This window comes from Stenotrophomonas sp. Ker107b (genome assembly GCF_053847245.1).
Map to the genome: position 1 here is coordinate 46,662 of NZ_JBSPHX010000002.1, position 15,544 is coordinate 62,205.

Below are 15,544 nucleotides of genomic sequence, written 5' to 3' on the forward strand. Positions count from 1 at the left end.
TAGCAAGGGACGCAGGGAGGTGATGGTGATGACGGGGTCCGGGAGCCTGATCGCACAGTGACGCGATGCGCTCGACCGGGGATGCCGAATTGACCGGGGACGGGCAAAGGCCGTTCCCACCATGCCGCTCCCGCCCTCAGGCAGGAGCAGCACGTAACAACTGACTTACTTGCGGGCGCGCTTGGCCGGTGCCTTGCGTGCAACCGGCTTGGCGGCGGCACGCTTGACCGGGGCGGCCTTGCGGGCCGGAGCCTTCTTCGCCGGGGCCTTCTTGGCCACCGCCTTCTTGGCGGTAGCGACCTTCTTGCCGACGGTCTTCTTGGCGGCCGCGGTCTTCTTGGTCACGGCCTTCTTGGCGGTGGCGACCTTCTTGCCAACCGACTTGCGGGCGACGGCGGTCTTCTTGCCGGCCACCTTCTTGGCGGTCGCGGTCTTCTTGGTCACCGCCTTCTTGGCGGTGGCCGACTTCTTGGCCACAGCCTTCTTGGCCGTGGCGACCTTCTTGCCGACGGTCTTCTTGGCGACGGCGGTCTTCTTGCCGGCCACCTTCTTGGCCGCTGCGGTCTTCTTGGTCACGGCCTTCTTGGCGGTCGCCGACTTCCTGGCAACAGCGGTCTTGGCAGCGGCGACCTTCTTGCCGACGGTCTTCTTGGCGGCGGCGGTCTTCTTGGTCACGGCCTTCTTGGCGGTCGCGGTCTTCTTGGCGACAGCCTTCTTGGCGGTGGCGACCTTCTTGGTCACGGTCTTCTTGGCAGCAGCCGCCTTCTTGGTCACGGCCTTCTTGGCGGTCGTGGCCTTCTTGCCGGCAGCCTTGGTGGTCTTGGTCACGGCCTTTTCAGCGGCGGCCTTCTTCTTGGCGACCTGCTTCTTGATGGAGGTGGCTTCGGCCTTGGCGTTCTTCTTGGCCGCTTCCAGCTTCTGCTTGGCGGTGGCCAGGGTCTTGCCGACCGACTTGGCGGCCTTGTCAGCCTTCTTGGCGACGGTCTTTTCGACCTTGGTCACGGCCTTCTTGACCTTGGCAACCTGGGTGCTGGCAGCCTTGCGTGCGCGCTTGGCGGTCTTCTTCACCGAAGCCACTGCATCTTCCGCAACGTGTGCGATGGTCTCGCCCACATTGGTGGCGGTTTCTTTTGCATCTTCGACGGTCTGCGAGAGAACCGTGGTCACACCATTACCGTTGCTCATTGAGTGCCTCCTAAGGGGCCTGGTTAGTCAAATCGCTGGCGATGCTATACCGGCGCGGTCCATCGTGGAACGGTCTTGATGCGATGCTCGTGCCAAGCCGACAGTAGCACCCTCATCGGCGGCAGCAAGCAACGCACCGGTCACGTGCACGAAACCCCTTGAAAACAGCAGTGGCGTTCCAGCGCGTGGCACGCGCGATGTATCTCGATGCGCATGTCGGCTGCATGCAATGCGCTGACGATTGGTCGTCGCACTTGATCCATTCCCTGCCCTCGCACCCGGTATTTGCGCTGGTTTCATTGACGCGGATGCGCCTTGCCGGCGCACGACCAAGGTGCATCTGGACGACGCCGAACGCACCACACCGCCCTCTTTTGTGCCTCGCCACCGGCCCTATCGGCACCACCCTCCGCGCCCAGGCAGCGTCACCGGAAGGCTGACGACGTGGCGAATTTCATCCCGGGTTTAGCCGGTTGCGGACACACTCATTCAGGTTGAATTACCGTATACGTGTTTTCCCTGCCCCCGCCCCCTCCGACACGGAACCGCCGGACCATGCGACCGCTCCCGACCCTGCTCACGCTCGCCCTCGCCGCTGCCTTCGGCGGGTTCACCGCCACGGCCATCAACGCGCACCTGGACAACCGTGCCGAAGCGGCGCCGGCCGCGTACACGATTCCAACCACGGCAGCGCTGCCCGCAGCGGTCGCCGGCCAGGCGGTGCCCTCGCTGGCGCCGATGCTGGACCGTGTGATGCCGGCGGTGGTCAGCGTCAACACCAAGCAGGTGGTGCGCGTGCGCAACCCCTATTTCAACGACCCGTTCTTCCGCCGCCTGTTCCCGGAAGTGCCGCAGGAACGCATCAACGAATCGCTGGGCTCGGGGGTGATCATCGATGCCGCCGAGGGCCTGGTGCTGACCAACCATCACGTCATCGACAACGCCGACGACGTGCAGGTGACCTTGGCCGACGGGCGGACGGTCAAGGCCGAATTCATCGGCTCCGATGCCGATACCGATGTCGCGTTGATCCGCATTCCGACCGGCAACCTGACCGAGATCAAGCTCGGCGACAGCGCGCAGCTGCGCGTGGGCGACTTCGTGGTGGCGATCGGCAACCCGTTCGGTTTCAGCCAGACGGTCACCTCCGGCATCGTCTCGGCGGTGGGCCGCAGCGGCATCCGCGGGCTGGGCTACCAGAACTTCATCCAGACCGATGCCTCGATCAATCCGGGCAATTCCGGCGGCGCGCTGGTCAATCTGCAGGGTCAGCTGGTCGGCATCAATACCGCCAGTTTCAATCCGCAGGGCAGCATGGCCGGCAACATCGGCCTGGGCTTGGCGATCCCCTCCAACCTGGCGCGCGACGTGGTCGACCAGCTGGTCAAACACGGGGTGGTGGTGCGCGGCACGCTGGGCATCGAAAGCCAGAACCTGACCCAACAGATCGCGCAGGGTCTGGGCCTGACCGAGACACGCGGCGCGCTGGTCACCCGCGTGCTGGCCGGGTCCAGTGCTGCGGCCGCCGGGCTCAAGCCGGGCGATGTGGTGGTGTCGGCCAACGGCCAGCGCGTGGACAGCGCGCAGGCGCTGCACAACGTGGAAGGCCTGCAACCGGTCGGCAGTACGCTGACCCTGGACGTGCGCCGCGAAGGCAAGCCGCTGCAGATCAAGGCCACGCTGAAGGAACAGGCGCGCGCGGTCACCGGCGAGTCGCTGGACCCGCGCCTGGGCGGGGCCACCTTCGTCGACCTGCCCGAGTCGCTGCGCCAGGCTGGCGTCAGCGGCGTACTGGTCAGTGAGGTCAAACGCGGCAGCCGCGCGGCAGCCTCCGGGCTTGCGCAGGGTGACGTGATCACCGCGGCAACGGCAGGTGAGTTTGCCGACCTCGCCAGCTGGCGCGCCAACTTCCAGCAGCGCCCGGCGCAGCTGGTGCTCAGGATCATCCGTGGAAATGGCGGTGGCCAGCTGGTGATGCGCTGAACGCGGCGTCAGCCGTAACGTCGCTTACACCCGGCCGATGCTATTACCTTGTGTTCGTTGCCGTCGGATCGTCCGCGGTCACCTTCCCCATCGCACAGCAGGAGATACACGATGAGCCCCACCAATACCGAGAACCTGAAGGAACACCTGGGCGAAGCCGGCTCGCACCTGAAGTCGGCCGCCACCGCCGCAGGCGGTGCCATCAAGGGCGCCACCGGTGCTGCCGGTGACGAGCTGCGCCTCGGCAAGGCCAACGTCAAGGCCGAGCTGTCCGATACCGCACTGTCCGGCCTGGCCGCTGCCGAGTTCGGTGGTGCCGCCGCCAAGGAACAGGTTGATGCACTGATGGACAAGGGCAAGGACCTGGTCGACAGCGCCGCCGAACTGATCCGTGAGCGTCCGCTGGCCTCCTTCGGCGTGGCCTTCGCGGCTGGCTGGATCATCGCCAAGCTGGCCCGCAGCGGCGGCGACAAGTAAGCAGCGGCGTGAGCGATCAAGCCCAGTCGACCGCCCCCGGTGGCGCGGATACCCCGCCACCGGACAGCGGTGAAAAAGCACCCCGCCTGGACGAGAGCATCCGCCAGGTCGGTGAGGCCGGCCGTGAGACGGTCGATTCGGCCAAGCACACGCTGCGCTCCCTGCGACGGTTGGCCTCGGCCGACTTCGCACTGGCGCGCAGTGCGTTCGGCCGGGCGCTGGCCTGGGCAGGCGTAGCGATCGTGTTCGGCGCCTCGGCCTGGTTGTTGCTGGCCGGTACGCTGATCGCCCTGATGCAGCGTTGGGGCCTGTCATGGTTCCATTCGCTGCTGATCACCTCGATCATCAGCCTGCTGGTCACCGGTTACGCCATGTGGCGGGTCTCGTTCTTCTTCCGCCATACCGGCATGCATGCCACCCGCCGCCAGTTGTCGCGGTTGGGCCTGTATGACGAACCCAGTGAAGAAGATCCTGATGCCGACGTGGATACCACGGGGGTGAAGCGATGAACTTCGAAGCCTTGCGGCAACGCGTCCAGCGCGCCGAGCTGGTGGTGGCGGTGCGGGTGGAAAAAACCCGCAGCAGCTGGTCCACCCTCAGCACCGTCTGGCGTACCGGATGGACACCGCTGCGCATCATCACCGTGGGTCTGGCCGGCGGCTTCCTGGCCGGCAAACTGGAACCGACCGGCCTCGGCGCGAAAGTGCAGGGCGCACGGTGGTTGCAGATGATCGGCTCGGTCTCCAATCTCGTCGCCAGCACCCAGGCGGCGTTTGCCTCGATGCAGGCCAGCGAAGCGGCTGACACCGCCGAGCAGGCGGCGGACAAGGTGGATGACGCCGTCGATCAGGCGCCGCGTCAGGCGGCTCCGGCTCCGGCTCCCGCAGCAGCAGCAGCGCCACGGCTCAACCCGGAACGGCGTGCCGATCCGGCCTCGCCGCATCAGCCGCAGCCAGCCGAGGCGGCCACGGATATCTCCGAACGCTGATCGCAGTTGTGCTCGGCCGTCTCTTCCGAAGGCCCTGCGGCGTCGCCGCGGGGCCTTTCTTCATCTGCACGTCCCCCACACGCCACGCGCACCCGGCTTGCCCAATAATGACGCTCCTTTCCCGTGTGCGACCCGCATGAGCGTTCCGGTGTCCCCTTCCGCTGAAGCCGCTGTCGCACCTTCCCCGCCGCGTCCACGCGCGCCAATGTCGCTGGTCATCGTGGCCACCCTGGCGGTGGCCTTTACTCTGTGGGCGGCACAGGACGTGGTGCTGCCGATCCTGCTGGCGATGTTCTTCGCGCTGGTCGGCAACCCGATCCTGCGGATGCTGCAGAAGATCTGGATTCCCCGCTTCCTTGGCGCGGTGCTGGTGCTCGGCGTTGGCTTGAGTGGTGCCGCCGCACTGGGTGTGCAGCTGGTCGGCCCGGCAATGGAGTGGGCGCAGGAGGCACCGCAGCAGCTGCGCAAGGTCGCCCGCCAGGTGCAGAACCTGACCAAGCCGGTGCAGCAGGCCAACCAGGCCGCCGAGAACTTCGCGCGGGTGGCGGGGGGCGAAGGCAGCCGCCGCGTGCAGATCGTGCGCACCCAGCTCGATGATCCCTACAAGGTACTGACCCGGGCGCCCCGGTTGGCCGCCTCGGTGCTGGCCGTGGTGCTGTTGACCCTGTTCTTCATGATCTACGGGCAGAGCCTGCAGAAGCACGCCATCGCGCTGTTCCCCAGCCGCCAGCAGCAACGGTTCACCACCGACATCCTGCGTTCGATCGAACGTGAAGTGTCACGCTATGTCCTGACCATCACGGTGATCAACACGCTGGTCGGTCTGGTGTTCTCCGGCATCCTGCTGCTGCTCGGCATCTCGCTGCAGGAGGCACTGCTGTGGGGCACCGTGGCCGCGCTGCTGAACTTTGCGCCCTATGTGGGTCCGCTGATCGGCGTAGCCCTGATGCTGCTGATGGGCTTCGTGGAATTCAGTGATCCCTTCAAGGCGTTGCTGCCGGCGGCCTGCTACCTGGCGCTGCATACCATCGAGGGCCAGGTGGTGACACCGATCGTGCTGGGCCGGCAGATGGCGATCTCGCCGCTGATCCTGATCCTGGCGCTGATGGTGTTCGGCTGGCTGTGGGGCATGATCGGCCTGCTGCTGGCGGTGCCGCTGCTGGTCTGCATCAAGCTGGTGCTGGCGCGGCTGGATGGCACCCAGGGCTGGGCCAAGCTGCTGGAATAAGCGGTTCAGGGCAAGGATACGGCTGGCCGCGCGATCCCGGGTGCTGCCAGAATACCGGCACCTTTTCGGATGGATCCCGGCCCTGATGTCTTCCTTCGCTACCCGTTGCCTGGCCCTCGCCGGCCTTGTCACCCTCGCCGCCCCGACGTTGGCCGCACCCCCGCCCAGCGCCGAGGTGGCCAGCCGCCAGCTGATCGAGGCGGTCACCTGCAAGCGTCACCTGACGCCTGTGCAGTTCGCCGCGCTGGCGAAGGTGCTCAAGCCGACCGAACTGCAGGCGTACGGCGAACTGTCCGATGGCGAGTATGCGCTGACCGCGCCGCTGCTCGTGCTGGGCCAGCCAGTGAATCGCCTGCACCTGTACGACGGTGCCAACGGCGAGGACAGCATCGACAGCTATACCGCCTACTTCAGCACAGCCGGTATCGAACAGATCGCAGCGCTGGCGAAGATTCCGCGCAACGAAGCTGGCGACTACACCCTGGAAGTGGGCCGCCACGACCTGAGCGTGCGGCAGGACGAGGGCCAGGCATCCATCGCCTGCTCCTACGACCTGCGCTGAAGCACCTCACCTCGGCGCCTGCGCGCGCCATGAAAGCCCGCGCGCGCAGGCGTAGAATGGCGGGGTGAATTTCCCCGTCCAAGCCATCACCCTCGACCTCGACGACACCTTGTGGCCGTTCGCCCCCATCGGCGCCCGCATCGACCAGGTGTTGTACGAGTGGATGCTCCAGCACAGCCCCGCCACTGCCGCGATGTACCCGGTGGCGGCGATGCGCGAACTGCGCGAGCGCTCCTTCCATGACAACCCGCACCTGCACTACGACCTGAGCGCGCTGCGCCGGTTGACGCTGAGCGAGGCGCTGGAGAAAAGCGGCGCCGATCCGGCGCTGCTGGAGCCGGCCTACGAGGCGTTCTACGCCGCGCGCAACCAGGTGGAGTTCTACCCGGATGCGATGGAGGCGCTGGCCCGGATCGCCGCACGCGTGCCGGTCGCCGCCCTCAGCAACGGCAATGCCGACCTGCAGCGGATCGGCGTGTCACACCACTTCTCCTTCCAGCTCGGCTCACGCGAGCACGGTGCGGCCAAGCCGGCTGCCAGCATCTTCCATGCCGCCTGCGACCGCCTCGGCGTCGCGCCTGCCCAGGTCCTGCACGTCGGCGACCACGCCGAGATGGACGTGGTCGGTGCGATGCAGGCCGGCCTGCGCGGCTGCTGGATCAACCGCGAAGAACACACCTGGACCCACCCTTCACTGCAGCCCGATCTGCAGTTCGACACCCTGACCGGGCTGGCCGACTGGCTGGATGCGAACGCATCCGCCCAGCACGCGTAAGCCGCCGCCCAAGGAGCATTCCAGTCCCATGTCCCAGATCAACGGTTTCACTTCCGAGACGCGCAACGCCCTGCCGCTGCACGTGATGACCCGCGAGCAGTACGCCGGCTGGCGTGCGCAGCAGTCCGACGCGCTCGGCGCGTGGCTGGATGCGCAGCGGTTCAACGGCAGCGGTGGCAGCGTGGTGCTGCTGCCGGGCGAGCACGGCCTGGCCGGCGCCATCGTCGGCGTGGGTGACCCGGGGGATGTCTACAGCTACGCGCATGCGCCGTTCGCGCTGCCGGAAGGCACCGTCTGGACGCTGGCGGATGCGCTGGCGCCGGAGATCGAAACCCTGCTGCAGCTTGGCTGGGGCCTGGGCAGCTACCGCTTCGCGCGGTATCGCAAACCGAACCGCGCGCCGGCGCAGCTGGCCGCCACGCCCTCGGCTGAGGTGCGCGACGTGATCGCCGCCAGCCTGCGCGTGCGCGACTGGGTCAACACCCCGACCGAAGACATGGGGCCGCAGCAGCTCGAAGACGCCGCGCGCGAACTGGCCACCGCGCATGGCGCGCAGATCGAGGTGATCACCGGCGATGCGCTGCTGGAGCAGAACTTCCCGTCCATCCACGCCGTGGGCCGCGCCTCGCATCGCGCGCCGCGCCTGATCGTGCTGCGCTGGGGCAACCCCGGCCAGCCGCATGTGGCGCTGGTCGGCAAGGGCGTTTGCTTCGATACCGGCGGGCTGGACATCAAGCCGGGCGACGGCATGCGCAACATGAAGAAGGACATGGGCGGCGCCGCGCATGCGCTCGGCCTGGCTGGTCTGATCATGGCCCAGCAGTTGCCGGTGCAGCTCACCCTGCTGATCCCGGCGGTGGAAAACGCGATCGGTCCGGATGCGTTCCGCCCGGGCGAAGTGATCGCCACCCGCAAGGGCCTGAGCATCGAGATCGACAACACCGACGCCGAAGGGCGCGTGATCCTCGCCGATGCACTGACCTATGCCAGCGAGCAACAGCCGGAGATCGTGCTCGATTTCGCCACCCTGACCGGCGCGGCCCGCATCGCGCTCGGCCCGGACCTGCCGGCGCTCTTCAGCAACGACGACACCCTGGCCCAGCAGTGGCTGCAGGCCGGTGAATCGGTGCGCGATCCGGTCTGGCGCATGCCGCTGTGGCGCCCGTACCTGCGCTACCTGCACAGCAACATCGCGGATCTGGCCAACGCCGGTTCGCGCATGGCCGGCTCGGTCACCGCCGCGCTGTACCTGGAGCGCTTCATCGCGGAAGGCCAGACCTGGGCGCACCTGGATGTGTACGCCTGGAACGACGGCGAGCGCCCGGGCCGCCCGGCCGGTGGCGAAGCGCTGGCGCTGCGTTCGGCGTGGGCGATGCTGAAGACGCGTTACGCCTGAGGCACGGCCGGGTACTGCCCGGCACGCGCTGAACCACACGATCCCCGCCCCGGCGGGGATCGTCGTTTTTGAAGAGTTGTCGAAAATGTGAATATCGGCTTGCGCCGTGTTCTGCGACGATGCCCGCTGTCGCCCACCCACACGCATCGTGAAGGCAGGAATCCGGACATGTCGCTCTTCGGCTACACCCGCGCTGGTCGCGAACCGGGCGGCCCACGCCCTCCCTCACCGTTGCTGTGGATCGCGCTGATCGCCCTGATCGCCGGCGGCCTGGTGTTGGCCTTTGCCTGGCTGGCCGGCTGGATCGGCCGCGACCGCGTCACCGCGCAGACCTTCACCGATGCCATCGAGGCGACGGGGCCTCCGCAGCCCGGCTTCCGCCGTGCGCATACCAAGGGTGTCTGCGTCAGCGGTGTGTTCCAGGGCACGCCGGAAGGCGCGGCGCTGAGTTCGGCACGCGTGTTCCGGCAGCGCCAGGTACCGGTACTGGGCCGCCTCTCGATCGGCGGCGGTGACCCGCATGGCGCCGACAACAAGGCCCGCGTGCGCAGCATGGCGCTGCAGCTGGTCAGCGACGATGGCCAGGAATGGCGCATGGCGATGAACAGCTTCCCGTTCTTCGCGGTGCCCACCGCCGAGGCCTTCCTGGAACAGACCCGCGCCGGTATGCCGGACCCGGCCACCGGCAAACCGGACCCGGCGAAGATGGCCGCCGTGCTGGAAAAGTACCCCTCCGCGCGGGCCTTCCAGCAGTGGGCCAAGACCGCCCCATGGTCGAACAGCTGGGCCAACACCGCCTACAACGGCGTCAACAGCTTCCGCTTCACCGCCGCCGATGGCAGCCACCGCTTCGTGCGCTGGAGCATGCGCCCGCAGGCGCCCTTCGAAGACATGACGCCGGAACAGCGCGCGCAGTCCGACGATGATTTCCTCAGTGAGGAGTTCGCGCAGCGGCTGGCACAGGGCCCGGTGCGCTGGGACATGTGGGTGACGATCGCCAATGACGGCGACCCGGTCAATGATCCCTCGCAGGTGTGGCCGGAAGACCGCCGCCAGGTGAAGGCCGGCACGCTGACCCTGAGCAGCATGCAGCCGCAGGCCACCGGCGCCTGCCGCGACCTCAACTACGATCCGCTGATCCTGCCCAGCGGCGTGGCCGGCACGGATGACCCGATCCTGGCCGCACGCTCGGCGGTGTATTCGCAATCGTTCAATCGCCGCGAGCGCGAAATCGCCAGCGGCAAAGCGCCCGCTGCCACGGGCAAGGAAGGTGCGCGATGAACCGTGATGCCGGCCATTTCAATCTCCTCGCACGCGTCCTGCACTGGCTGATGGCGGCGATGATCCTGGCCATGCTGTTCGTCGGCGTGACCATGGTCGCTTCACTGCACTGGCGGCCGATGCTGATCGATCTGCATCGGCCACTCGGCATCGCGATCCTGCTGCTGGTGCTGGTGCGCCTGTACAACCGCCTGCGGCATCGCCCGCCGCCGCTGCCGGCCGACCTGCCCGCTTGGCAGGCTGCGGCCGCGCATGCCTCGCACTGGGTGCTGTACGGGCTGATGCTGGCCATGCCGCTGGTCGGTTGGGGCATGCTCTCTGCCGGCGGCTACCCGATCGTGATGGACGGCGGCGTACACCTGCCCGCGATCCTGCCGCACAACCCGGCGCTGTATGCCGCCCTGCGCAACGCGCACAGCCTGTTGGCCTATGTGCTGTTCGCCACCGTGGTGATGCACCTGTCGGCGGCGCTGTTCCACCTGTGGGTGCGCCGCGATGGCGTGTTCCAGGCGATGGCGAAGGGGCCGGAGAAAGAGCGCAACGACGATGCCGGATGAATCACGCTGCCTGGCATCCTGGTAGCCACCGACCGCGTTACAACCAGCCCTTCTGCCGCGCCAGCCGATACGCCTCGATGCGGTTGGCCACGCCGAGCTTGCCGATGCATTCGGACAGGTAGTTGCGCACCGTACCGTGCGACAGCCCCAACTGCGTGGCGATCTCGCTGGCAGAGCGGCCGTCGCCTGACAGACGCAGCACCTGACGCTCGCGGTCGTTGAGCGGATCGGCCTGCGACCACGCATCCAGCGCCAGCTGCGGATCAATCGCGCGGCCGCCGTGCTGTACCTGGCGCAGCGCATCGGCCAGGCGTTCGGCCGGGGCGTCTTTGAGCAGGTAGCCGCAGACGCCGGCATCCAGCGCGCGGCGCAGGAAACCCGAGCGCGCGAAGGTGGTGACGATCACCACCTTGATCGGCAGCCCCTGGCGGGCGATCCGCTGCGCCAGTTCCAGCCCGGACAGGCCGGGCATTTCGATATCGGTCACCAGGATGTGCGGCTGCAGCTGCTGCAGCATCCGCCACGCAGCCTCGCCATCGGCCGCACTGCCCAGCACCTCGATGTCTGGTTCCAGCCCGAGCAGTGCTGACAAGGCGCCACGCACCATCGCCTGGTCTTCGGCGAGCACGATGCGGATCATGGCGCGCCCCCGGCAGGCAGCGACGGCGCTGTGGGCACCTCCACCGGCGCCACCACGGTGGTGGTCGCGGCCGGCAAGGTGACCCGCACCGTCACGCTCGTACCCTCCCCTTTTGCCGACTGCAGCGCCAGGGTGCCACGCAGTGCAGCGACGCGTTCGCGCATCCCGGTCAGGCCGTTGCCATCAACATGGGCACCGCCGCGTCCATCATCGCGGATCTGCATCATCAGACTGCGTCCGTCCTGTTCGAAGGTGATCCACGCCTGCCGCGCCTGTGCATGGCGGGCGATATTGGTCACCGCCTCGCGCAGCACCAGCGACAGCGCACGCTCGGTATCGACCGGCATCGGCGGCGGCGGCGCGTAGTGCAGATGCACATGCTGGTACTCCAGCAGCAACCGGGCCGAAGCCAGTTCGGCCGCCAGATCGCTGGCGCGGATACCGGTCACCGCACTGCGCACTTCGGCCAGCGCCTGCCGCGCGATCGTTTCAGCCTCGTCCACTTCGCGGCGCGAGCCGGCTGGATCGCGGTCGGCCAGCTTGCGCGAGAGCTCCAGCTTCAAGGTGATCAAGGACAGCGTATGCCCCAGCAGATCGTGCAGATCGCGGCCGATGCGCTCGCGTTCGGCCGTCGCCGCCAGCCGACGCACTTCATCCTGGGACAGCTGCAGCGCTGCATCGTGTTCATGGCTCGCGGTTTCGAAATTGACCACCAGGCTGATGATCATCGCCATGCTCGGGATCCAGATCAGTGCCTGCCACGGATAGTGGGCGAACAGACCCACCACCACGAACAACGCGTTCAAGCCCACCAGCTGCAGCAGATAGCGCCCGTAGCCACTGCGGCGCGAGACGCGCAGGGTGACACAGCCGAAAATGAAGTAGCTCACCGCCGAGGGGTACCACGCCAGCGGCACCAGCCCCAGCACCACCATCGACAGCGCATAGCGCGGTGCGTGGCAACGCGGTGCGAGCAGCACACCGGCGTACAGGACCAGGAACACCGGGTAGGTCAGCAAGGTCAGCGCCGCCCAGCGCCACGTGTAACCACCGCCGAACAATGGCGTCAGGAACACCCACAGCGTCCACAGCAGGTGGATCGCGTCCACCCAAGGCGATCTGCCGCGCCGCAGGTTCTCGGCCACGGCCGAATCCGGCGCAGGGCGCAACAGGGAGGCGAGCCGACTGGAGGACACGGACGATTCCAAGGCAGAACGAACAGGCGCGATCATGCCACTTCAGCCGATCCGCCGCAGGCGGCGCCGTGCCAGCCCAAGCGCCATGACGGTAATGCAGAGCAGCACGGCCACATGCACCCAGGCACTGCCCTGCGCCGGCTGACCGACCGCCGGCAACGCCAGCTGGGCCAGATGCCAGGTCGGCCACAGCGGCGCCATGGCGCTGAACAGCGGTGGCAACATCGACAGCGGCAGCCACAGCCCGGACAACAACGCCAACGGCAGATAGACCAGGTTGACCACCGCTGGCGCCGCGTTGGCGCTGACATGGCTGCCGATCAACAGGCCGATCGCGCCCAGCGGCAGCGCCGCGAACGCCGCCACCGCCAGTAGATGAAGTGCAGCGCTCGGAGTGACGGCCACACCCGCGCCAGTCGCCACCGCGATCAGCAGCATCGCCACCAGCACCGCGAACAGGACGGCCATCAACAGGCGCGCGAGCAAGGGAGCCATCGGCGGCATGGGCAACGCGCGCTTGAGCGTGAGCAGGCCGCCCTCGCGATCCAGCGCCAACTGCACGCCGAAGCCGAACAGCGCTGGCGCCATCGCACCGAACACGCAGTAGGTGGCGAGCAGATAGATCGAGGCCTGGCCACGGCCGAGCAGCACACCGAACAGGGAATAGAACAACACCGGGAACAGCAGCGACGGCAGCACGAAACCCGGGTAGCGCCAGGCACGGCGTAGCTCGCACGCGATCTCGGCGCGGTAGATCGGCCAGGCGGGCGCGCGGGCGGGCGGGGCGGGCGTGGCGGATACGGTTTCAGTCACGGTATTCATGCGGCCTCCCGGGTCAGTTCAACGAAGGCGTCGGCCAGGCCGCCGCCATGCACTTCCAGTTCCTGCAGCTGCGGATCTTCGGCCAGCAGGCGCGCGACCACCGGCTCGGCCGGTTCGGCCAGCAGCTGCAGGCGCAGTCCATCGCGGACCACCTCGCGCACGCCCGGCCAGGTCTTCAGCGTCTCCACATCCAGTGCACTGCGGCAGCGGATGCGGCGCGGTGCCAACTGCTGGCGGAACTGCGCCAGTGGACCATCGGCCACCACGCGGCCCTGTTCGATGACCACCACGCGCTGGGCCAGCGCTTCGGCTTCTTCCAGGTAATGCGTGGTCAGCAGCACACCGCAACCCTCGGCCGCCAGCTGCCGGATCGCCTGCCAGAGCTGCTGCCGTGCCTGGATGTCCAGGCCGGTGGTCGGCTCATCGAGGAACAGCAACTGCGGCCGCCCGCAGACCGCGATGGCGAACTGCACGCGGCGCTGCTGGCCGCCGGACAGCTGGCCATAGCGGCGACGCGCCAGATCGGTCAGGCCGGCCAGGGCAAGACAGTCCTCGAGCGAGCGCGGATCGACATAGCAGGTGCGCGCCAGATCGATCAGCTCCCGTACCTGCAGCACCGGTGGCAACGCGGTGGCCTGCAGCATCACCCCGATACCGCCGCGACGGTTGCGGTCCTGCGGGTCGCCGCCAAGCAGTTCGACCCGGCCCGCATCGGCCCGGCGCAGGCCCAGCAGCAGCGAAATGGCCGTGCTCTTGCCGGCACCATTACGGCCGAGCAGGGCCAGCACTTCACCGCGGTGCAGCGAGAAACTCACGCCCTGCAGGGCGGCAACATCACCGTAGTGGACCTGGACGTTGTGCAGACTGGCCAGGGGCGAGGCGGTGGGTTCGGTCATGACGGATTCCCGGAGAGGACAGCCACAGCTTCTGCCGCTGGCCGCGGCCGCCCCAGTGGCCGTCGTCAGCCCATGCAGGTGACAGCTGTCACTGCCGCAGCGCCACGCTGCCGGGCATGCTGTGGGCCACCCCGGCACCGTGCCGGTTTGCCCCCCGGCCGCCGATGCGGTCACACTCGGCCCGATTCCCCGTCCAGACTCACGATGAACGCATCCGCTGAACTGCTCAAGGAACTCCGCATCGACCGCAAGGCCGGTTCGCCGCCCCCGTCGCCCTCGCGACGTGGCCGCTGGATCGTGCTGGCGATCGTCCTTCTCATTGTGTTGGCCGGCCTGGCCTGGTTCGTGCTCGGCCGCGAGCGCCCGATCGCCGTGACCACCGCGCCCGTGGTGGCGATCCAGCAGGGCGGCGCCAGCAGCTCGGTGCTCGACGCCAGCGGCTACGTGGTCGCCCGGCGCATGGCCACCGTCTCGGCCAAGATCACCGGCAAGGTCCGGGAGGTGATGATCGAGGAAGGCATGCGCGTGGAAGAGGGCCAGGTGATGGCCACACTCGACCCGATCGACGCCAACGCCCAGCGCAGCCTCTCCGCCTCGCAGCTCGAGGCCGCGCGCAGCCAGCTGGCCGGTCTGCAGGCACAGGTGGCCCAGGCCGATGCCGAAGCCGGTCGCCTGCAGGCACTGGTCGGCCAGCAGCTGGTCTCGCGCTCGCAGTACGACCTGGCCATCGCACAGCGCGACAACCTCCGCGCCCAGCTCAGAACCGCCCAACGCAACACCACCGTGGCCAGCGATTCGCTGGCGATCGCCGACCTCGGCGTGGACAACAACATCGTGCGCGCGCCGTTCTCCGGCGTGGTCACCGCCAAGGCCGCGCAGCCGGGCGAAATCGTCTCCCCGCTGTCGGCGGGCGGCGGTTTCACCCGGACCGGCATCGGCACCATCGTGGACATGGATTCGCTGGAGATCGAAGTCGAGGTCGGCGAATCCTTCATCGGCCGCGTGCAGCCGAAGATGCCGGTCGAAGCCACCCTCAATGCCTACCCGGACTGGAAGATTCCGGCCGAAGTGATCGCGATCATCCCCACCGCCGACCGCGGCAAGGCCACCGTGAAAGTGCGCGTGGCACTGAAGATCAAGGACCCGCGCATCGTTCCCGAGATGGGCGTGCGGGTCAGCTTCCTGGAAAGTGCCCCGCCTGCCGAAGCCGCCAAACCGCAGGGCGTACGCGTACCGGCGTCGGCGATCGTGGAGCGCGGGCAGAAGACCGTCGCCTTCGTGGTCAAGGACGATGCGCGGGTGGAACAGCGCGCGATCACCGTGGGCACCACGCTCAACAACGACCGCCAGGTCACCCAAGGCCTGAGCGCCGGCGAGGTCGTGGTGACCACACCACCGGCCGAGCTGCGCGACGGCAACAAGGTCACCGAAACCCCCTGACCGGCCACCGGCTGCGTCACGCGAGCCGCTCTCACGCTCGCGGCAAGTGCGATTCCCTCGTGCCGTCACGGCGCGCACGGTGGCGGCTGCCCGTCACTGCGGAACCCGGCGGCCTTCG

At 67.9% G+C, this 15,544-nt stretch carries 16 protein-coding genes; 11 read left to right on the forward strand and 5 right to left on the reverse strand.

Going from position 1 to position 15,544, the window contains the following annotated elements; all coding sequences use genetic code 11:
• Positions 1 to 165: 165 nt before the first annotated feature.
• Complete coding sequence (locus tag ACWV8V_RS10205) at positions 166 to 1,185, reverse strand: histone (RefSeq protein WP_455899660.1); 1,020 nt, start codon at positions 1,183 to 1,185, stop codon at positions 166 to 168.
• A gap of 555 nt (positions 1,186 to 1,740) precedes the next feature.
• On the opposite strand from ACWV8V_RS10205, the gene ACWV8V_RS10210 reads away from it, so the two are divergent.
• The 10 genes from ACWV8V_RS10210 to ACWV8V_RS10255 all read left to right on the forward strand — a co-directional run bounded on the left by ACWV8V_RS10210 (position 1,741) and on the right by ACWV8V_RS10255 (position 10,432).
• Positions 1,741 to 3,168, forward strand: coding sequence for a Do family serine endopeptidase (locus ACWV8V_RS10210; RefSeq protein ID WP_455899661.1), 1,428 nt, complete (start codon positions 1,741 to 1,743; stop codon positions 3,166 to 3,168).
• 111 nt (positions 3,169 to 3,279) lie between these two features.
• Positions 3,280 to 3,645, forward strand: coding sequence for a hypothetical protein (locus tag ACWV8V_RS10215; RefSeq protein WP_121044161.1), 366 nt, complete (start codon positions 3,280 to 3,282; stop codon positions 3,643 to 3,645).
• A gap of 8 nt (positions 3,646 to 3,653) precedes the next feature.
• Positions 3,654 to 4,154: a phage holin family protein gene (locus ACWV8V_RS10220; protein ID WP_346469009.1), complete on the forward strand. Its 501-nt coding sequence runs from the start codon at positions 3,654 to 3,656 to the stop codon at positions 4,152 to 4,154.
• Positions 4,151 to 4,633 (forward strand): protein sip-5, encoded by a 483-nt coding sequence (locus ACWV8V_RS10225; protein WP_455899662.1) that lies wholly within the window; start codon positions 4,151 to 4,153, stop codon positions 4,631 to 4,633. The genes ACWV8V_RS10220 and ACWV8V_RS10225 overlap by 4 nt, the downstream gene beginning before the upstream one ends.
• Before the next feature lie 136 nt (positions 4,634 to 4,769).
• Positions 4,770 to 5,861: an AI-2E family transporter gene (locus tag ACWV8V_RS10230; RefSeq protein WP_455899663.1), complete on the forward strand. Its 1,092-nt coding sequence runs from the start codon at positions 4,770 to 4,772 to the stop codon at positions 5,859 to 5,861.
• Positions 5,862 to 5,946: 85 nt separating this feature from the next.
• Positions 5,947 to 6,423 (forward strand): hypothetical protein, encoded by a 477-nt coding sequence (locus ACWV8V_RS10235; RefSeq protein ID WP_455899664.1) that lies wholly within the window; start codon positions 5,947 to 5,949, stop codon positions 6,421 to 6,423.
• A 64-nt stretch (positions 6,424 to 6,487) separates the two neighbouring features.
• Positions 6,488 to 7,198 (forward strand): HAD family hydrolase, encoded by a 711-nt coding sequence (locus ACWV8V_RS10240; protein ID WP_123731158.1) that lies wholly within the window; start codon positions 6,488 to 6,490, stop codon positions 7,196 to 7,198.
• 28 nt (positions 7,199 to 7,226) lie between these two features.
• Complete coding sequence (locus ACWV8V_RS10245) at positions 7,227 to 8,594, forward strand: leucyl aminopeptidase family protein (protein WP_152152882.1); 1,368 nt, start codon at positions 7,227 to 7,229, stop codon at positions 8,592 to 8,594.
• Positions 8,595 to 8,762: 168 nt separating this feature from the next.
• Positions 8,763 to 9,875 carry a catalase family peroxidase gene (locus tag ACWV8V_RS10250; RefSeq protein WP_455899665.1) on the forward strand — a complete coding sequence of 371 codons (1,113 nt, stop codon included), beginning with the start codon at positions 8,763 to 8,765 and terminating at the stop codon, positions 9,873 to 9,875.
• Positions 9,872 to 10,432 (forward strand): cytochrome b, encoded by a 561-nt coding sequence (locus ACWV8V_RS10255; protein WP_455899666.1) that lies wholly within the window; start codon positions 9,872 to 9,874, stop codon positions 10,430 to 10,432. Before ACWV8V_RS10250 ends, ACWV8V_RS10255 begins: the two co-directional genes overlap by 4 nt.
• A 37-nt stretch (positions 10,433 to 10,469) precedes the next feature.
• Here the strand turns inward: ACWV8V_RS10255 and ACWV8V_RS10260 are convergent, their stop codons facing one another.
• Genes ACWV8V_RS10260 through ACWV8V_RS10275 form a run of 4 tightly spaced genes read right to left on the reverse strand, consistent with a single transcriptional unit; the run spans position 10,470 to position 13,986 of the window.
• The gene (locus ACWV8V_RS10260; RefSeq protein ID WP_455899667.1) at positions 10,470 to 11,072 is read right to left on the reverse strand and encodes a response regulator; all 603 of its coding nucleotides are present in this window, start codon (positions 11,070 to 11,072) and stop codon (positions 10,470 to 10,472) included.
• Complete coding sequence (locus ACWV8V_RS10265) at positions 11,069 to 12,304, reverse strand: sensor histidine kinase (RefSeq protein ID WP_455899668.1); 1,236 nt, start codon at positions 12,302 to 12,304, stop codon at positions 11,069 to 11,071. The genes ACWV8V_RS10260 and ACWV8V_RS10265 overlap by 4 nt, the downstream gene beginning before the upstream one ends.
• Positions 12,305 to 12,310: 6 nt before the next feature.
• The gene (locus tag ACWV8V_RS10270; RefSeq protein ID WP_455899669.1) at positions 12,311 to 13,090 is read right to left on the reverse strand and encodes an ABC transporter permease; all 780 of its coding nucleotides are present in this window, start codon (positions 13,088 to 13,090) and stop codon (positions 12,311 to 12,313) included.
• On the reverse strand, positions 13,087 to 13,986 hold the full coding sequence (locus ACWV8V_RS10275; protein WP_455899670.1) for an ABC transporter ATP-binding protein: 900 nt from the start codon (positions 13,984 to 13,986) through the stop codon (positions 13,087 to 13,089). Before ACWV8V_RS10275 ends, ACWV8V_RS10270 begins: the two co-directional genes overlap by 4 nt.
• A gap of 204 nt (positions 13,987 to 14,190) precedes the next feature.
• Between ACWV8V_RS10275 and ACWV8V_RS10280 the strand changes: the two genes are divergently transcribed.
• Entirely contained in the window at positions 14,191 to 15,426 is a 1,236-nt protein-coding gene (locus tag ACWV8V_RS10280; RefSeq protein WP_455899671.1) for an efflux RND transporter periplasmic adaptor subunit, read from the forward strand.
• Positions 15,427 to 15,544: the final 118 nt, after the last annotated feature.